Below are 17,848 nucleotides of genomic sequence, written 5' to 3'. Positions count from 1 at the left end.
TCCGATATGGACACTGTGTACAACGCGGACACAGTGGACTGGGAGGGGTTGCGGGTCAGCGCGGTGGAGATCGCGACGAGGGCCTACGCGCCGTACTCGGGGTTGCACGTCGGGGCGGCCGGGCTCACCTCCGCAGGCACGATCGTGCTCGGCTGCAATGTGGAGAACAGCTCGTACGGGCTGTCCCTGTGCGCCGAGTGCACGATGGCGGGCCAGCTACGCCTTTCCGGGGGTGCGCGGCTGGTGGCCGTCGCGTGCCGCAGCGGGGAGGGCGAGCTGCTGATGCCGTGTGGCCGTTGCCGCCAGATCCTGCTGGAGCTCGGTGGCCCGGACTGCTTGGTGGACACCCCGAACGGTAGCCGCCCGATGCGGACGGTCTTCCCGGAGCCCTTCCTGCTGTGAGCGGCTCTCGGGCAAGGTGCGGTGTTAGGCTCGGGGCCTGGGCATCGGGAGGTACGGAGGAACTGGGGGTTCATGATGGGGGTTTCTCAACTGTGGGCCGCCTACCGGGCAGGTGCGGCGCACGACGACGTGGCCGCCATGGCGACCACGGCACAGGAACGCTTCTACACCGGGCTGGTGGCGCAGGCGCAGGACGCGCGCGCGGCGGCCGTCGAGCACATCACCGCCGCGTCGCGACAGGAGCCCGCCCGCGTCGTGTTCGCCGAGTGTGCGCACTACCTTGCCGGGCTGGGCTCAGCGGGAGCCGCGGATACCGCCGAGGTATACATCTCGCCGGAGGCGTTCTCCGCGTTCGGCAGGGGCGGCGGCAACGTGGAGCTGTACCGACGTACGCACGAGGCACTCACCGCCCGCTACCGCGAACTACGGCCCGCCGCGCTGCTCGACATCGGCACCGGTGAGGGTCTCGGCCTGCTGCCGTCGCTGACCGGGGACGTCGGCAGGGTGGACGTCGTGGAACCGTCCGGGCCGCGGCTCGCCGTGACGGCCAAGGCACTCGCCGAGCGCGACATCGAGCACCGGACGTTCGAGGAAACCATGGCCACCTTCATGGCGCAGGTGGGCGCGGGTGAGCGCTGGGACCTCGCGCAGGAGACCTTCGCGATGCTGTCGTTGCCTTCGGCGGAGCGACCGGCCACGTTGCGTTGGTTGCGCGAGCGGGCGAGCAGGCTTGTCCTCGTCGAGTTCGACGTCCCGCGCGCCGAGCACGCGCTGCACCCGGACTGGTTCGACTACGTGGTTACCCGGTACGAAGCCGGGATGGCCGAGTATCCGGAGCCACACAACTTGGTGCGGCAGGGTTTCCTCGCCCCGGTGCTGCTCGGCACGCTGCGCCCGGACGAGGACAAGGTGCACCACGAGCAGACCGCGGCCGACTGGTGCCGCGATCTCATCGAGGCCGGGTTCACCCCGGAGGGTGAGCCGCGCAAGGTTGCCGACTTCTGGTGGGGCGAGGCATACCTCATCGAAGGGTGTTAGTCGCCGGTGCGGTGTCGCGCCGCGCCATCCTGGCCGCCAGGATGGTGCACGCGATACCTGCCACGCAGCCGAGCACCGTCGGCACCGCCCCTGCTGTCCAGCCACCGGCCACCGCGGCCGCAGCGAACACCGGCGGGCCGAGGAAGCTGCCGATGTTGCCGGTCTGGGCGAACGCGCCGTGTGCCAGCGCCGCCATCCGGTCGGTGGCCACCAGCGGGATCGTGGCGAAGGTCGCGCCTTGAACGCAGCCGTCGAAGAGGAACAGCACGATGCTGGCCGGCAGTAGGCTGGCCGTGCCGAGCACGCCGGTGAACAGCGCCGCACCCGCCAGCGCCTCGCCCGCGAAGCACACCACAAGCGTGGTGAACGGCGAGACGCCGAGCCGAAGCAGGATGCCACCAATAATGATGGTGCTGCCGATGGACAGCAGCGCCAGCAGCGCCATCCACGGACCTACCCCGCCCCCGTCCAGCGCCCCCCGGTCGAGCAGCACCTCCCGCACGTAGGTCAGGTAGGCATTGAACAGCAGGCAGTGCAGCCCGAAGCCGGACGCGGCCAGCACGATCGGCAGGTTGCGGTACAGCACCTTGTGGTCGGTCACCAGCGTGCGCAGCAGTGCGCGGACGTCGGTGGTGGTAGGCGGCGGCTCCAGGGTCTGCTGCCGCGCCAACCGGCTCAGCCTCGGCGCCACCAGCACGGCAGTGAGTAGCAGGAGGCCGGCGTGCGCCCAGAACAAGGTCGACCAGCCCCCGCCGTCCAGCAGCGCGGGGGCCACGGCGTCGGTCACCGCGAAGCCCACCGCGAAGAAGCTGCCCCACAGCGTCATCACCACCGTGCGGTCGGAAGGTTTGGCGAGTACCCCCATCAGGCTCGGCGCCGCCACGACGATCACCAGGTGCGAGATGCCCTCGACGAGCCGTAGGCCGAGGAACGCGCCGGATGTCGGCAACAGCGGTATCAACGCGGAGGTCAGCGCACCGACGACGAGTGCGAACAGCAACAACTTGCGCCGGCCCCAGGCGTCCACCAGCGTGCCCGACGCGACACCAAGGAGCATCCCGAGCACCGCGACCAGTGACACCGCGAGCCCGCCGACCACAGGGGAAAACCCGAGTTCGGCGGAAATGAGTGGCAGCGCGGCAGGCACCTTGGCGAAGTGCATCGCCGCACCGATGCCTGCCACGAACAGCAGGATCACTGTCAGCCAGTCGGTGCGCTCGCGGTCAAGGCCGTAGTGGCCTGCGGTCGTGCTCACCGGTTTGTCCTCCCAGCGCCATCAGGCAAGGTCGAGATCCCGTAGTGGATCCTCGCATGCGTCACAGACGGTCACAGTTCGCCGTGCATTCAGCACATAATGCAGCATGATCTTGGGCAAGGTCGGGTCTTCGGGGGAAACCACCTGTGGCTCCACGGTGAACTGCTCGACCGAGGCCAGGCCCCACTCCCCGCCCCTCCGGACGAACAGCCGGTCGTGCCGCAGCTTGTCGATCTGCTCGGGGCGCAGGGTGCGGCCGAGTGGGCCGACCGGTAGCCGAGGCAGGGAGTGGCCGACGTTGTGCCCGTCCGGGTCGGTGTCACTGTGAGTGGTACCGCTGAGCCCGCGCCTGGCCAGCGCGTCCAGCGCCGCGGCGTGCAGGTCACCAGCCGTGCTGCCGGAACTCACGGCGGAGATCATCTCCCGGCATGCCTCGCGGGCGCGGGCGAAGTGGTCGCGCACACGAGGCTCGCGACCGAGGTAGACGGTGGTGGCGAAGTCCCCGGGCAGGCCGGTCCTGCGGTGTACGTTGGAGGCATAGCCGAGCACGATTCCGTTGTCCGGGTCGAGCGTTCTGGCCGAGACGAAACTATTCTTGTCCCGGAAAGTTCGGAAGTTCACCCTGGACGGGTCGGCTGCGGTGGCGAACAATACGGACATGCCCATCAACGGTGGGGTGTACCAGCCGTCCCAGGTCATTTCCTCGGATTCAGAAATTCCCCGGTGCCAGCGGTCTCTGAATTCTATCTCGGTGACATCGTCACGGTGACATAAGGCGTGCAAGGTGTCCCTGAACGCGTCCGCGACGATCTTTCGCCCCCGATTCAAGGATTCGACGGCTTTCGGGTGTCGTAATGAGATACTATTTTCCGTGGTGGACACGGTAAACCCCCAGGTCTACATTTCTGATATGTGAATTACTTCTTTATGATGCCTGTCGGCATAGCGCAATCATTTCAAGGGCTGCCTCGTATGCGCCCAGCAGAGAATTTCCCCGGTAGCTCGTCGAGCTCAGTTCGGTGATGCGCTGGTTGCCGTTCACTGCGACGGTGTGCCGGAGTTGCTCGAATAGTGGTAGATCGCTTCCCGAGTCACCGAAGGCTACGGTGTCGGCGAATCGCAGGCCATGCTTCGTGCAGAGCGCGTCCGCGATTAACGGCTTCGACTCTGGGGTGAGGATGTCGGACTCCGGCACGCCCGCCGTGATGGCCTCGGCCGTCCTCGGGTAGGGGCTGGCAAAGACGTGGTCGAAGCCGAACTCGTGGAAATGATCGGCGAAGAAGTCCTGCGACATGGTAATCAGGCAGGAGATACCTCCGTCGTTCGCGATGCGCTCGGTGACCTCGCGAATCTTCTCCAGTTTCGCGCAGGAATCGAAGGCGCGGCGGGCGACGTCGTCGGGTACGACGCCCCAGAGTCGGTGCACAGCGCGAGAGAAATCGACGGTGCTCAGCGTGCCGTCCGCGAATTGTCGTTCGAGTTCCCTTACCTCGTCGACCGTGTCCAGTGCGGAGGCGACGGCAAGCAGGCCCGTAGTATCGGGAAGCAGTGTTCCGTCCATGTCGAAAATGAAAAGGCGAGCGCGGTCCGGCAGCGCTCGATCATTGTTGATCAAAACTCCCCCGTATCCCCAGACGTGACGTTTCGTTTACCACGGTGAGGGGAGTGTCACACTTGTACCCGCGTGCCGGCACCGCCAATCGATACATTTAAGGTGTGATCCGGGTCACTTTCAGTGCTCGCCGGTAGGATCGGGCCAATGCACACGGTTGTGGACGTCATTCGGAGCAAGCGCGACGGGCAGCGGCTGACCGCCGAGCAGATCGATTGGGTCGTCGATGCTTACACCCGCGAGGTGGTGGCCGAGGAGCAGATGTCCGCACTGGCTATGGCGATCTTCCTGCGCGGGATGGACGCGGCCGAGACCGCGGACTGGACCGGCGCGATGATCGACTCCGGCGAGCGGCTGGACCTGCGGGTGTCCCGGCCGACCGTGGACAAGCACTCCACCGGCGGCGTCGGGGACAAGATCACGCTGCCGCTGGCCCCGCTGGTCGCCGCCTGCGGCGCCGCGGTGCCGCAGCTGTCCGGAAGGGGACTCGGGCACACCGGCGGCACGCTGGACAAGCTGGAGGCCATCCCGGGCTGGCGGGCCGAGCTGAGTGTCGAGGAGATCAACCGCCAGCTGGAGCGGGTGGGCGCGGTGGTCTGCGCGGCCACGCCCACGCTGGCCCCCGCCGACCGCAAGCTCTACGCCCTGCGCGACGTCACCGGGACCGTGGAGTCGATCCCGCTGATCGCCAGTTCGATCATGAGCAAGAAGATCGCCGAGGGCGCCGGCGCGCTGGTGCTGGACGTCAAGACCGGCACTGGGGCCTTCATGCGCGAGCGCGAGCAGGCGCGCGAGCTGGCCCGTACGATGGTGCGGATCGGCGCCGCGCATGGGGTGGCGACCACCGCGCTGCTGACCGGGATGAGCGTCCCGCTCGGCAACGCGGTCGGCAACGCCGTGGAGGTCGCCGAGTCGGTCGAGGTGCTGCGCGGCGGCGGCCCCGCCGATGTGGTCGAGCTCACCCTGGCGCTGGCACGGGAGATGCTGGCCGCGGCGGGGCTGGCCGAGGTGGACCCGGCCCCGATGCTGGCCTCCGGCAAGGCCTACGAGACCTGGTGCCGGATGATCAGCGCGCAGGGCGGCGACCCGGAGGCCGCGCTGCCGACCCCGGAACACACGCGGGTGGTCACCGCCGAGTCCGACGGCGTGCTGGCCACCCTGGACGCCTACGCCGTGGGAGTCGCCGCCTGGCGGCTGGGTGCCGGTCGCACCCGGCGCGGTGAGCGGGTGCAGGCCGCCGCCGGTATCCGTTGCCTTGCCAAGCCCGGTGACCGGGTGCGCGCCGGGCAGCCGCTGCTCGAGCTGCACACCGACACCCCGGACGCCGTGCCGGCCGCGCTGGAGGTGCTGCGCGAGGGGCTCGCGATCACCGGAACGCAGGACGCCCCCGCCGCGGGCGAGGGCGTCCTGCTGGAGACGATCCGGGAGTAGCGGGTCAGTGCCGGTGCTGAACGCGCGGCACGGTCAGCTCGAGCTCTCCTCGTTCGACTCGCCGTTGTTGCTGGAGTTCTTGGTCTTGTCGGCGGCGGCCTTGGTGGAGCGGCCGTTGCGGTTGTTCCGGCGCGGCTGCCGTGGCGCGGGCGGGGCCGGTACCGGCTGCGGGGCCGGGCCACCGCCGAGCATCAGCTCCGCGAAGGTGGCCATCGCCTCGTCCAGCTGGCCACCGATGCGCCGCTCGGACTCCTCGTTGCTCTGCTTCACCAGCGAGGTGACGACCTCGGTGTCCGGCCGGTCGGAGATGGTGCCCTCGACCTTGGAAAGGCCACTCTTCAGCGAGCCGTCCAGCTCGCCGAGCCGCTCGGTGACGGCTTCCTCGACCTTGTCCAGCCTGCCGGCCAGCGCCTCGAGCCTGCTGCCGACCTGCTCGATCCGGCCGCCCAGGTTGTCCAGCCGCTCGGCGGGATCGACCATCTCGCCGGTCTCGGTGACCGCGTTGCGCACCGCCTCGGTGCGCTCCTTGGTGGCCTCGTCCAGCTCGGTGATCCGGGCCTGCAGGTCGGTCTCCAGCGCGTCGATCCGCTCGCGCACCGGGCCGTGCACCGCCGCGGGCAGCCCGTCCAGCTTGTCGTCCTGCTTGTCCAGGTGCGTGCCGAGCTCGTCCAGCCTGCGGTGGATGTTCTGCAGCTTGTCCTCGAGGCCGTCCATCCGGCCCGCGACGCCCTCGAAGCGTGCGCCGACCCCGTCCAGCCTGCCGTCCAGCTGCGCGAACGGCTTCGCCAGCTTGTCGACGATCGCCTCGACCGCGCGGGTGACCTCGGCGATGGCGTTGTCCTGCGCCTCGAGCCGGGTCATCGCCTCGTCCAGCCGCTCGGCCAGCACCCCGACCTCGGTGCGGTCGGGCAACTCGGACAGCCGCTTGCGGACCGCTCCGAGCGAGTCGACCGGCGAGAGCCGGGCGTAGATGTCGTCGAGGGCGTCGAAGATCTGCTGCTGTTCGCTCTCTCGGACCTCGGCCGCGCGCACCAGCATGTTGCGCATCCGGTCGAAGGACGGAGCAAGGTTGTTGTCAGTGGTCACTGCGGAGTCCTTCATCGGCGGGGAAAGATGGGACGTGGGCGGAAGCCTAGCTACCGTCGAATTGCTGTGAGTATCCGCCCCGCGAATATCGGAATGACGTGCGCAACTCCGATGGCCCAATGCCGGCGGCCCGGAGCGGAGCTGAGGGTCAAGTTGAGGATGAGGCTTCGCCCGGGACGACCCCTGTAGGTGAAAGCCCAGGTCCGCCCGGTCCTCGGTAGTGTGAGGACATGTCGGATCTTGCCCCCACCCTGGAGACCATCCGTACCGCCCCCAAGGTCCTGCTGCACGACCACCTCGACGGCGGGCTACGGCCGCGCACCGTGGCCGAGCTGGCCGAGGCCACCGGCTACCGGGAACTACCGACCACGGACGTCGCCGAGCTGGAACGGTGGTTCCAGGCGGCGGCGAACTCCGGATCACTGGAATCCTACCTGGAGACCTTCGCGCATACGTGTGGCGTGATGCAGACCGAACAAGCCCTGGTCAGGGTCGCCGCGGAGGCGGCGGAGGACCTCGCGGAGGACGGCGTGGTGTACGCCGAGGTCCGGTACGCCCCGGAGTTGTTCGTCGAGCGGGGACTGTCCCTCGAAGCGGTGGTCGAGGCGGTGCAGGAGGGCTTCGCCGAGGGCACCCGCAGGGCCGCCGAGCGCGGCCGCCGGATCCACATGGCGACCCTGCTGTGCGCCATGCGCCAGCACGCCAGGGCGCTGGAGATCGCCGAGCTCGCGGTGCGCTACCGGGACGTGGGTGTCGCCGGGTTCGATATCGCCGGGCCGGAGGCCGGCTTCCCGCCCACCAGGAACCTGGACGCCTTCGAGTACATCCGGACCAGCAACGCTCACTTCACCATCCACGCCGGTGAGGCGTTCGGCCTGGCCTCGATCTGGGAGGCCATCCAGCACTGCGGAGCCGAGCGGCTGGGGCACGGGGTCCGGATCACCGACGACATCAAGACCGACGAGCGGGGCGAAGTGCACCTCGGGCGGCTGGCCGGGTACGTCCGGGACCGCCGGACCCCGCTGGAGATCTGCCCCTCCTCCAACGTGCAGACCGGGGCGGCCCCCTCGATCGCCGAGCACCCGCTCGGCCTGCTCGCGCGGCTGCGCTTCCGGGTGACCGTCAACACCGACAACCGCCTGATGAGCGGGTGCACGCTGTCCTCGGAGTTCGCCGAGCTGGTGGACGCGTTCGGTTACGGGTGGGCCGACATTCAGTGGTTCACCATCAATGCGATGAAATCGGCCTTCCTCGATTTCGACCGCCGGTTGGATTTGATCAACAACGTTATCAAGCCCGGCTACGCCAAGTTACCGAACTAACGATATTCCTCCCCCATTCGGGGGTTTCCGATCAGTAATTCCCGCCACTACCGCTTGTGTCGGTTAGCTATGCAAAGTAATCTCCAGAATGTAGGAAATTTGTCCTATATTCTGGGAGTGCCATGGTGGAGCCCGCCGCCCCGGCCTGCCGGCGCTGGCTGGTACTCGGGCTCGGCCTCGCCGCGCAGACGGCGAGCTGCGCGTTCCTCTACGGCCTGCCGTTCCTCGCCCCGGCGATGCGCGCGGCCGAGGGCTTCTCGCTGGCCACGGTCGGCGCGGTGGTGGCCGCGCCCAGCGCGGGGCTGCTGCTGACCCTGATCGCCTGGGGAGCGGTCACGGATCGCTACGGCGAGCGGATCGTGATGGCCGCCGGGCTGGGCGTATCCGGGTTGTTGCTGGGGTTCGCGTCCGTCGGCAGCCATCCGGTCGGCCTGCTGCTCGGGTTGTTCCTGCTGGCCGGGGCGAGCACCGCCTCGGTGAACGCGGCGAGTGGCCGGGTGGTGCTCGGCTGGTTCACCGCGGCCGAGCGCGGGCTGGCGATGGGTGTCCGGCAGACCGCGCAGCCGCTGGGGGTGGGCCTGGCCGCACTCACCCTGCCCGCGCTGGCCGAGCAGTGGGGTTTCCGGGCCGCGCTGCTGCTGCCGGCCGGGCTCGCGGTGCTGGTTTCGGTACTGGTCGCCGCACTGGTCATCGACCCGCCCCGGCCGGAGCCGGAATCAGGCACGGGCCGGTCGGCCTCGCCGTACCGCGAGGCCACGCTGTGGCGGCTGCACGGCGCGAGTGCGCTGCTGGTGGTGCCACAGTTCGCGATCTCCGCCTTCGCCCCGGTGTACCTGGTGGCGGTCCGGGACTGGAGCCCGCAGGCGGCGGGCTGGTTCCTCGCCGTGGTGCAGGGTCTCGGCGCCGCGGGCAGGCTGGCCGCGGGCTACTGGTCGGACCGGGCGGGCAGCAGGCTGCGCCCGATGCGGCTGCTGGCGGTCGCCAGCGCCGCGGTGATGTCGCTGCTGGCGCTCGGCGACGCGAGCCTGCCGTGGCTGGTGCCGCTCGCGCTGGCGCTCGCCGCGGTGATCACGGTGAGCGACAACGGGCTCGGCTTCACCGCCTCGGCGGAGCTGGCCGGGGCGTCCTGGGCCGGCCGGGCGATGGGCGCGCAGAACACCGCGCAGAACCTGGCCGCGGCACTCACCCCGCCGCTGCTCGGGCTGGTGATCGGTGAGTCCCGCTACGCCCTCGCGTTCGCGCTGGTGGCGGCGTTCCCGGTGCTCGCGGTCCGGTTGGTGCCGGTGCGTTCGGAGTCTTCTTCCGGTGCTCAGTGAACCCGCAGCCGGTCCTCGAACGACTCCACCAGCTTGCGCCACGCGCCCTGCTCGGCGTCGAACGGCGGGCTCGGCGCCAGCCGGGTGGGGTCCGGCTTCAGCACGAAGGACACCAGCCAGCCGAGGCTCTCCGAGGTCGCCAGCGCGGTGGACACCGAGTCGTCGCCTGCCCAGTCCGCCGCGTCGGTGAGTAGCTCGACGGCCAGCTCGAACTGGGTGGGGTCGATCGCGTCGATGCCCTCGGCGATGTCCTCGTCCAGCCCGGCCAGCACGTAGGTGTTGTCCTGGTCGACCTCGAGGTCCAGCTCGCCCGCGGTCGCCTTGGTCAGCACCTCGTCCCATGTGGACACTTCGGCGAGGTCGGTGTCGGCGAACTCCTTGCCGTCGGCGAGCCGCCTGGCCAGCGCCTTCGGCGAGCCGAACACGTCGATCTCGCCACCGGAACCGAGGAAGATCGGTTCGTCGTCGAGGTAGCAGCGCAGGGTGTAGTACTCCTTCTCCGGGGTCACGATCTTAATCGGATCGATACCGACCTCGACCCAGAAGCCCGTGGGCTCCTCGTCCTCCTCGGCCTCGTCGTCCTCGGGCTCGTCCACTGTGTCCAGATCGTCGTCCCTGGACTCGACGCCCGCCTCGGACTCGGCGGACTCCTCGTGGAAGGCGGCCAGCTCCTCCGCGGTCTCCTCCAGGGTGGCCGCGTCCACACCGGGGACGGTGACCAGCTGGTCAACCGCGTCCAGCACGACGTCCCACTTCTCGGAGACCGCCCCGGAGAGGTCGGTCCACAGCCGCTCGCCCTCGCGGCCGGTGAACGGCAGCCTGCCCTGTTCCAGCAGCGAGAAGCCCTCGCAGGAGTCGAGTACCTCGTGCACCTCGTCCAGCTCGCACACATCGGCGAGCGAGCGCACGATGCCGACGATCTCGGCGAGCTCCCCGATCGTCCACGAGTCGGGCTGCTCCGAGACCAGCTCGGGTACGCCGACCAGGTCGTAGGAGTGGTCGTCGTCCGGGATGAGCTCGGGCACGTTCAGCGCGGGGACGACCCGCCAGGCCGGGTGGTCGATCAGGTCATGCTGTTCGGCCGTTCGGACGAACGCGGCCAGGTGCGCGGCGTCCGGGAACGCGTACAAGTCCTCGTCGTCGCCGAGGAACGCCTCCCACTCCTCGCCGTCCTCCCGCCAGCGCGGGGCCCACAACGTCACCAGGTCACCCTGTGGGAGCCCGAGTTCGATCGGGATGATGTCCTGTGCCATTACGACCCTCCGGTTTACCGCGCCGTGCGCACGTGCGAGAGTGTTTCCCTGGCCCGAGCGCGCCTGCGTCGAAGCCTACGGGTTCCGCTCATCGGCCGCGATCACCCCTCGTGTCTCGCGCCGGGGATGGCACGATCTAGGACACGATGACTTCCGCGACTTCCTCACTTACTCAACTGCTGCCCGCCGACCCCGAGCCCGATGCACTGTTCGACGCCTTCTCCACCTGGACCGCCGGGCGCGGCATCGAGCTGTACCCGGCGCAGGAGGAGGCGCTGATCGAGGTCGTGTCGGAGGCTAACGTCATCCTCTCCACCCCGACCGGATCGGGCAAGAGTTTAGTCGCGGTCGGTGCCCACTTCGCGGCACTGGCCCGGGGCCTGCGGAGCTTCTACACGGCGCCGATCAAGGCCCTGGTCTCGGAGAAGTTCTTCGACCTGATCGAGGTCTTCGGCGCGGACAACGTTGGCATGATGACCGGCGACTCCAGCGTCAACGCGGATGCCCCGATCATCTGCTGCACGGCGGAAATCCTGGCGAACATCGCGTTGCGCGACGGTGCGGACGCCCCGGCGGGCCAGGTGGTGGCGGACGAGTTCCACTTCTACGCCGAGCCGGACCGCGGCTGGGCCTGGCAGGTGCCGCTGCTGGAGCTGCCACGGGCGCAGTTCGTGCTGATGTCGGCGACCCTGGGTGATGTGTCCTTCTTCGAGAAGGACCTGACCAGGCGCACCGGCCGGTCCACCGCGGTGGTGACCTCGGCCCAGCGCCCGGTGCCGCTGACCTTCCGGTACGCGCTGACCCCGATGCACGAGACCATCTCGGAGTTGCTGTCCGGCGGCCAGGCCCCGGTGTACATCGTGCACTTCGCGCAGGCCGCGGCGGTGGAGCGGGCGCAGGCGCTGATGAGCATCAACCCCTCGACCAGGGCGGAGAAGGACGCGATCGCCGAGGCGATCGGCGACTTCCGGTTCTCGGCCGGTTTCGGCAAGACGCTGTCCAGGCTGGTGCGGCACGGGATCGGGGTGCACCACGCCGGGATGCTGCCGAAGTACCGCAGGCTGGTGGAGCAACTCGCGCAGGCCGGCCTGCTGAAGGTGATCTGCGGCACGGACACCCTCGGCGTCGGGATCAACGTGCCGATCCGGACGGTGCTGTTCTCCGCGTTGACCAAGTTCGACGGGGTACGCCAGCGGCACCTGAAGGCGCGCGAGTTCCACCAGATCGCGGGCCGGGCAGGTCGCGCGGGCTTCGACACCGACGGCTACGTGGTGGTGCAGGCGCCGGAACACGTGGTGGAGAACGCGAAGGCGCTGGAGAAGGCGGGGGACGACCCGAAGAAGAAGCGCAAGATCGTCCGGAAGAAGGCGCCGGAGGGGTTCGTCAACTGGACCGAGAGCACCTTCGACAAGCTGATCGCCGCCGACCCGGAGCCGCTGGCCTCCAGCTTCCAGGTCAGCCACTCGATGCTGCTGAACGTGATCTCCCGGCCGGGCAACGCCTACGACGCCATGCGGCACCTGCTGGAGGACAACCACGAGTCCCGGCCCGCGCAGCGCAGGCACATCCTGCGCGCGATCGCGATCTACCGGGCGCTGGTGGCCGCGGGGGTGGTGGAGCGGCTGCCCGAGCCGGACGCGGAAGGCCGGTACGTGCGGCTCACCGTGGACCTGCAGTTCGACTTCGCGCTGAACCAGCCGCTTTCCCCGTTCGCGCTCGCCGCGATCGAGCTGCTGGACGCCGGGTCCCCGAGCTACCCGCTGGATGTCGTATCCATTGTGGAATCCACCGTGGATGACCCGCGACCGGTGCTTTCCCAGCAGCAGTTCAAGGCGCGCGGCGAGGCGGTCGCCGAGATGAAGGCGCGGGGCCTCGAGTACGAGGAACGGATGGCGCTGCTGGATGAGATCAGCTACCCGAAGCCGCTGGAGGAGATGCTGCACGCCGCCTACGAGACCTACCGGCAGGGGCATCCGTGGGTGGCGGACTACGCGCTCTCCCCGAAGTCGGTCGTGCGCGACATGTACGAGCGCGCGATGAACTTCACCGAGTACGTCAACTTCTACTCGCTGGCCCGCTCCGAGGGTCTGGTGTTGCGGTACCTCGCCAACACCTACGACGCGCTGCGGCACACCGTGCCGGACGAGGCGAAGACCGAGCCGTTGCAGGACCTCATCGAGTGGCTCGGCGAGCTGGTGCGCCAGGTGGACTCCAGCCTGCTGGACGAGTGGGAGGCGTTGCGGCACCCGGACGAGCGGGAGGAGGCGCGTGCCGCGCTACCCGAGGGCCCGCCGCCGGTCACCGCGAACGAGCGGGCGTTCCGGGTGCTGGTGCGCAACCAGATGTTCCGCAGGGTGGAGCTGGCGGCCAGGGAGGCCTACGCGGAGCTGGGCGAGCTGGACGCCGGCTCCGGCTGGGACGCCGAAGCCTGGGAGGACGCGCTGGCGGACTACTTCGACGAGCACGAGGAGATCGGCACCGGCCCGGACGCCCGCGGCCCCGCCCTGCTGCTGATCGAGCGGGACACCGGCGTCTGGCGGGTCCGCCAGATCCTGGACGACCCCGAGGGCGACCACGACTGGGGCATCAGTGCCGAGGTCGACCTCGCCGCCTCCGACGAGGCGGGCGCCGCCGTACTCCGGGTCACCCGCGTGGACCAACTCTGACCATCGTGTTTGCCGCTCACGCGCGCGAGTTTGCCGTTCGCGTACGCGAGTTCGCCCGCCACGACGGCCGCACGCTCAGCCGGAGGCGAGGCCGAGCAGCAACTCGGCGGTCTCCGCTTCGGTGATCAGGGTGGTCACCATCCCGGAGCGCAGCACCGCGGCCACGGCCTCGGCCTTCGGCGCGGCGTAACCGAAGGCGATCACTTCCGGTATGCGCAGCAGCTCCTCCGCGCTGATCGCCAGCACGTGGTGGGCGAGCCCGGTGGACAGCGCGTTTCCCCGCGCGTCGAACAGCTGGGCGGCGACCTCGGCCTTGGCCCCGCGCTCGCTGATCGCCTCCTGCTGCGCCTCCGGTAGCGAGTCGTACACAGTGGACTCGCCGGGCTGCCACGCCCCGATGCTCACCACGGCCTTGGTCAGGTCACGGAACCGGCCGAAGGTCTCGGCGATCCCTGGCTGCCCGCGCAGGATGTCGGCGGTGCGCCGGTCGGGCAGGACCAGCGGCCCGTAGATCGGGTACGGGTCCCCGCCGGAGACGGTGGCCAGCCTGCGCACGGTCTCCACCGAGCGGTCGTGCATGTCCATCCCCGCCTGCACTCCGCACAGTTGCACGATCGGGCAGGGCGGTAGCGAGCGGATCGCCTCGGTCATCACGTTCACCGAACGGGCCCAGGACAGCCCGATCACGTCCTTCTCGGTGACGATCTCGCTCAGCAGCTCCGCGCCGAGCGCCCCGATCCGGCGCCGCAGTGCCGGCCGGGACTCCTCGGTGGACGCTCTTTCGAGCACCAGGGCCCGGTCCAGCCGGTACGCCGTGCGCAACTCGTCGGAAAGGTCGAGCTGGACCGGGGCCGGCAGGTCGAACTCCACCCGGACGAGACCGGTTTCCCGCGCGGTGTCGAGGATCCGGGCCACCTTGAACCGGCTGATCCCGAACTCCTCGGCGATCTCGATCTTGGACTGGCCCAGCACGTAGAAGCGCCGGGCTATCGACGCCGCCTGCACGCTCTGATCCAGTCCCTGGGCACCTCGCTTCTTGCTCATGTGAGCACTTTAGCAGGAAAACCCTCGGAAAGGTTGACGTAACCAACACTGGAGATTTTCAATGCTCAGCATGACGCCGAGCACGTTTCGGTGCTCAGATGAGCAACACGGCTCAGCTAGGTAACAGAGAGGTGTGGTGGCATGCGGGCCGCGATCATCGACGAGCCGGGTTCGATCAGGGTCGGTGAGGTGCCCGACCCCAAGCCCGGTGACCGCGAGGTGGTGTTGAGAGTGGGGGCCTGCGGGATCTGCGGCACCGACCTGCACATCGCCGACGGTCACTTCCCCCCGACGCCCTACCCGATCGTGCCCGGCCACGAGTTCGCCGGGGAGATCGTGGAGATCGGCGGGGACGTGCCGGGCGGCTGGCGGGTCGGCGACCGGGTCGCGGTCGACCCCTCGCTGTTCTGCGGGTACTGCCATCCGTGCCGGGCGGGACACGGCAACCTGTGCGAGAACTGGGGAGCCACCGGTGACACCGTGAACGGCGCGTTCGCCGAGTACGTCGCCGTACCGGCATCCACCTGCTACCGGCTGCCGGACCACCTCAGCTTCCAGGAGGGCGCGCTGGTCGAGCCGGTCTCCTGCGCGGTGCACGGGGTGCGCAGGGTCGGCGTCGAGGCGGGTGAGCGGTTCCTGGTGGTCGGCGCCGGAACCATGGGACTGATCATGCAGCAGCTGCTGCAGCGCGCCGGGGCCGCCGTCACCGTGGTGGACCGCAACCTGGCCCGGCTCGGCCGGGCCGCCGAGCTCGGCGCCCGCGCGGTGGCCGGGGACGTCGCCGAGCTGGACGGGGAGCGGTTCGACGCCGCGGCCGACTGCACCGGGGCCGTGCCCGCCATCGAGGCCGCCTTCGACTCGCTGCGTCGCGGCGGCAGGTTGCTGGTGTTCGGGGTGGCGCCGGAGGAGGCCAGGGTGGCCCTCTCGCCGTTCCGGATCTACAACGACGAGATCACCGTGGTCGGCTCCATGGCGGTGCTGCACAGCTACGGCGCCGCGCTCGACCTGGTCGCCAAGGGCATGATCGACACGGGCAGCCTGCTCACCGACACCCTGCCGCTGGACCGGTTCGCCGACGCGCTGTCGCTGATGCGCAGCGGCGGCGGCATGAAGGTGCAGGTCGTGCCCGGGGCACAGGATGGTTAGGCGAACCCGGCTGGCCACGGCGCTGCTCGGGGTGGTGCTGCTGCTCACCGGGTGCGCCGGTGCCGGGGCGCTGGGGGCCGGCGGGCGCACCCTGGTGATCGCGATCGTGGCCAACCCGCAGATGAACGACGCCATCGAGCTGTCCGACCGGTTCGAGCGGGACAACCCCGGGGTAGAGCTGAAGTTCGTGTCCCTGCCGGAGAACCAGGCCCGCGCGAAGATCACCGCCTCCACCTCGACCCAGGGCGGCGAGTTCGACGTGGTGATGATCAGCAACTACGAGACACCGCAGTGGGCGGCCAACGGCTGGCTGGAGAACCTGCGGCCGCATATCGAGGCCAGCCCCGGCTACGATCCGGACGACTTCATCCCGAGCATCCGCGAGTCCCTTTCCTACCAGGGCTCGATGTACGCGGTCCCGTTCTACGGCGAGTCCTCCTTCGTGGCCTACCGCAAGGACCTGTTCCAGCAGGCAGGGCTGACCATGCCGGAGCACCCCACCTGGACGCAGATCGCCGAGTTCGCCGCGAGACTCGACGACGACGCAGCCGGGGTCGCCGGGATCTGCCTGCGCGGCAAGCCGGGCTGGGGCGAGAGTCTCGCGCCGTTCAACACGGTGCTGAACACCTTCGGCGGCCGCTGGTACGACGAGCAATGGAATGCCCGGCTCGACTCACCCGAGTTCCGGGCGGCCACCGAGTTCTACGTGAACCTGGTCCGCGAGCACGGTGAGGTCGGCGCCTCCAGCGCCGGCTTCACCGAGTGCGGCACGCGGTACGGCCAGGGGCAGGCCGCGATGTGGTACGACGCGACGGTGATGGCCGGGACCAACGAGGACCCGTCCAGCAGCGAGGTCGCGGGGAAGTCCGGTTACGTCGCCGCGCCGGTTCGGCACACCGAGGCCAGCGGGTGGCTCTACACCTGGGCGCTGGCCATGCCCACCGTCACCGAGAACAAGCGGGACGCGTGGAGCTTCATGCGCTGGATGACGAACAAGGAGTTCGTGCAGACCGTCGGCGAGGAGTTCGGCTGGAACAGTGTGCCGCCGGGCTGCCGGCAGTCCACATACGACATTCCGGAGTACCGCGAGGCCGCGCGGGCGTACGCCCAGCCGACGCTGGACGGCATCCGGCATGCCAACCAGCAGGAGACGATGACCGAACCGGTGCCCTACCCGGGCATCCAGTTCGTCGGCATCCCCGAGTTCCAGGACCTCGGAACCCGGGTGAGCCAGCAGCTTTCGGCCGCCATCGCCGGGCGCATCTCCGTCGACGAGGCGCTGGAGCAGTCCCAGCGATACGCGGAGACCGTCGGTGAGTCCTACCGGGAGACCCAATGACGTCGACAGCACCGGCCGCGCCGCGGGCCGCGAGCAGCCCGGTTCGTACCACCCCGTCCCGCCCTTCGCGCGGCGGGTGGAAGCGCAGGGCGCCGCTGCTGCCCGCCTTGCTGTTCACCATCGTCGTGACCCAGGTTCCCTTCCTGCTCACGGTGTTCTACTCGTTCCAGTCCTGGAACCTGGTGCGTCCCGGCTCGCAGCATTTCGTCGGGTTCAGCAACTACGTGGACGTGTTCGCGGACAGCCAGTTCCGCGGCGCGATGCTGAACACCGTGCTGATCACCGTGCTCTGCGTGCTGCTGTCCATGGCCGTCGGGCTGGGGCTGGCCCTGCTGCTGGACCGGAAGTTCCTCGGCCGCGGCGTGGTGCGCACCCTGCTGATCACCCCGTTCCTGATCCTGCCCGCGGCCGGGGCGCTGCTGTGGAAGACCACGATGTTCGACCCGACCTACGGGCTGCTGAACTTCGTCCTCGGCGGCAGCACCGACTGGCTCTCGGAGTACCCGCTGGCCGCGGTGATGACCCAGATCATCTGGCAGTGGACACCGTTCATGGCCCTGCTGATCCTGGCCGGCCTGCAGGGTCAGTCCAGGGAGGTGCTGGAGGCGGCCCAGGTGGACGGCGCCGGCCGCTGGCGCACCTTCGCGTCGATCACCCTGCCGCAGCTGAGCCGGTACCTGCAACTCGCGGCGCTGCTCGGGGCGATCTACATCGTGAACAGCTTCGACGCGATCTACCTGATGACGCAGGGCGGCCCGGGCACGGCGAGCACCAACCTGCCGTTCTACATCTACCAGCGCGCATTCCAGGGCTTCGACATCGGCCAGTCTTCGGCGATGGGCGTCATCGTGGTGGTGCTGACCCTGATCGTGGCGACCTTCGCGCTGCGGCTGATGTTCCGGACGTTCGACGTGAAGGGCGGGGTGAAGTGACGATGG

Annotated in this window: 15 protein-coding genes; 9 read left to right on the top strand and 6 right to left on the bottom strand. The window is 69.3% G+C overall.

Annotated elements, in window-relative coordinates:
- Positions 1-6 precede the first annotated feature (6 nt).
- Together FB471_RS13775 and FB471_RS13770 are read left to right on the top strand one after the other, a co-directional pair.
- On the top strand, positions 7-402 hold the full coding sequence (locus FB471_RS13775) for a cytidine deaminase (RefSeq protein WP_141998455.1): 396 nt from the start codon (positions 7-9) through the stop codon (positions 400-402).
- Between the two features lie 72 nt (positions 403-474).
- Entirely contained in the window at positions 475-1,440 is a 966-nt protein-coding gene (locus FB471_RS13770; protein WP_141998453.1) for a class I SAM-dependent methyltransferase, read from the top strand.
- Here the strand turns inward: FB471_RS13770 and FB471_RS13765 are convergent.
- Genes FB471_RS13765 through FB471_RS13755 form a run of 3 tightly spaced genes read right to left on the bottom strand, consistent with a single transcriptional unit; the run spans position 1,424 to position 4,310 of the window.
- Entirely contained in the window at positions 1,424-2,695 is a 1,272-nt protein-coding gene (locus tag FB471_RS13765; RefSeq protein ID WP_141998451.1) for an MFS transporter, read from the bottom strand. The two genes, FB471_RS13770 and FB471_RS13765, sit on opposite strands and share 17 nt — an antisense overlap.
- A gap of 21 nt (positions 2,696-2,716) precedes the next feature.
- On the bottom strand, positions 2,717-3,577 hold the full coding sequence (locus FB471_RS13760; RefSeq protein WP_141998449.1) for a M24 family metallopeptidase: 861 nt from the start codon (positions 3,575-3,577) through the stop codon (positions 2,717-2,719).
- A gap of 43 nt (positions 3,578-3,620) precedes the next feature.
- Entirely contained in the window at positions 3,621-4,310 is a 690-nt protein-coding gene (locus FB471_RS13755; RefSeq protein ID WP_141998447.1) for an HAD family hydrolase, read from the bottom strand.
- 144 nt (positions 4,311-4,454) lie between these two features.
- Between FB471_RS13755 and FB471_RS13750 the strand changes: the two genes are divergently transcribed.
- On the top strand, positions 4,455-5,738 hold the full coding sequence (locus FB471_RS13750; protein ID WP_141998445.1) for a thymidine phosphorylase: 1,284 nt from the start codon (positions 4,455-4,457) through the stop codon (positions 5,736-5,738).
- 33 nt (positions 5,739-5,771) lie between these two features.
- On the opposite strand, the gene FB471_RS13745 is transcribed toward FB471_RS13750, so the two are convergent.
- Positions 5,772-6,824, bottom strand: coding sequence for a PA containing protein (locus tag FB471_RS13745; RefSeq protein ID WP_141998443.1), 1,053 nt, complete (start codon positions 6,822-6,824; stop codon positions 5,772-5,774).
- Between the two features lie 230 nt (positions 6,825-7,054).
- On the opposite strand from FB471_RS13745, the gene FB471_RS13740 reads away from it, so the two are divergent.
- Both FB471_RS13740 and FB471_RS13735 read left to right on the top strand, forming a co-directional pair.
- Positions 7,055-8,146, top strand: coding sequence for an adenosine deaminase (locus tag FB471_RS13740; RefSeq protein WP_141998441.1), 1,092 nt, complete (start codon positions 7,055-7,057; stop codon positions 8,144-8,146).
- Between the two features lie 122 nt (positions 8,147-8,268).
- The gene (locus tag FB471_RS13735; protein ID WP_141998439.1) at positions 8,269-9,462 is read left to right on the top strand and encodes an MFS transporter; all 1,194 of its coding nucleotides are present in this window, start codon (positions 8,269-8,271) and stop codon (positions 9,460-9,462) included.
- Here the strand turns inward: FB471_RS13735 and FB471_RS13730 are convergent.
- Positions 9,456-10,715: a primosomal protein gene (locus FB471_RS13730; RefSeq protein ID WP_141998437.1), complete on the bottom strand. Its 1,260-nt coding sequence runs from the start codon at positions 10,713-10,715 to the stop codon at positions 9,456-9,458. The two genes, FB471_RS13735 and FB471_RS13730, sit on opposite strands and share 7 nt — an antisense overlap.
- A 146-nt stretch (positions 10,716-10,861) precedes the next feature.
- Here FB471_RS13730 and FB471_RS13725 point away from each other — a divergent pair, with 146 nt between their 5' ends.
- Positions 10,862-13,381, top strand: coding sequence for a DEAD/DEAH box helicase (locus FB471_RS13725; protein ID WP_141998434.1), 2,520 nt, complete (start codon positions 10,862-10,864; stop codon positions 13,379-13,381).
- A gap of 75 nt (positions 13,382-13,456) precedes the next feature.
- Here FB471_RS13725 and FB471_RS13720 read toward each other — a convergent pair whose 3' ends face one another.
- Positions 13,457-14,425 (bottom strand): sugar-binding transcriptional regulator, encoded by a 969-nt coding sequence (locus tag FB471_RS13720; protein ID WP_141998432.1) that lies wholly within the window; start codon positions 14,423-14,425, stop codon positions 13,457-13,459.
- A 141-nt stretch (positions 14,426-14,566) separates the two neighbouring features.
- Between FB471_RS13720 and FB471_RS13715 the strand changes: the two genes are divergently transcribed.
- From FB471_RS13715 to FB471_RS13705, 3 genes are read left to right on the top strand one after another with little or no spacing between them, the layout of a single operon-like run.
- Positions 14,567-15,571, top strand: coding sequence for a zinc-dependent alcohol dehydrogenase family protein (locus FB471_RS13715; protein ID WP_141998430.1), 1,005 nt, complete (start codon positions 14,567-14,569; stop codon positions 15,569-15,571).
- The gene (locus FB471_RS13710) at positions 15,564-16,910 is read left to right on the top strand and encodes an ABC transporter substrate-binding protein (RefSeq protein WP_141998428.1); all 1,347 of its coding nucleotides are present in this window, start codon (positions 15,564-15,566) and stop codon (positions 16,908-16,910) included. Before FB471_RS13715 ends, FB471_RS13710 begins: the two co-directional genes overlap by 8 nt.
- The gene (locus tag FB471_RS13705; protein WP_141998426.1) at positions 16,907-17,842 is read left to right on the top strand and encodes a carbohydrate ABC transporter permease; all 936 of its coding nucleotides are present in this window, start codon (positions 16,907-16,909) and stop codon (positions 17,840-17,842) included. The genes FB471_RS13710 and FB471_RS13705 overlap by 4 nt, the downstream gene beginning before the upstream one ends.
- Positions 17,843-17,848 lie beyond the last annotated feature (6 nt).

This window comes from Amycolatopsis cihanbeyliensis (assembly GCF_006715045.1).
GTDB classification, from domain to species: domain Bacteria; phylum Actinomycetota; class Actinomycetes; order Mycobacteriales; family Pseudonocardiaceae; genus Amycolatopsis; species Amycolatopsis cihanbeyliensis.
Note: the sequence above shows the minus strand (reverse complement) of the source record. Positions and strands in the feature narration are given on the sequence as shown.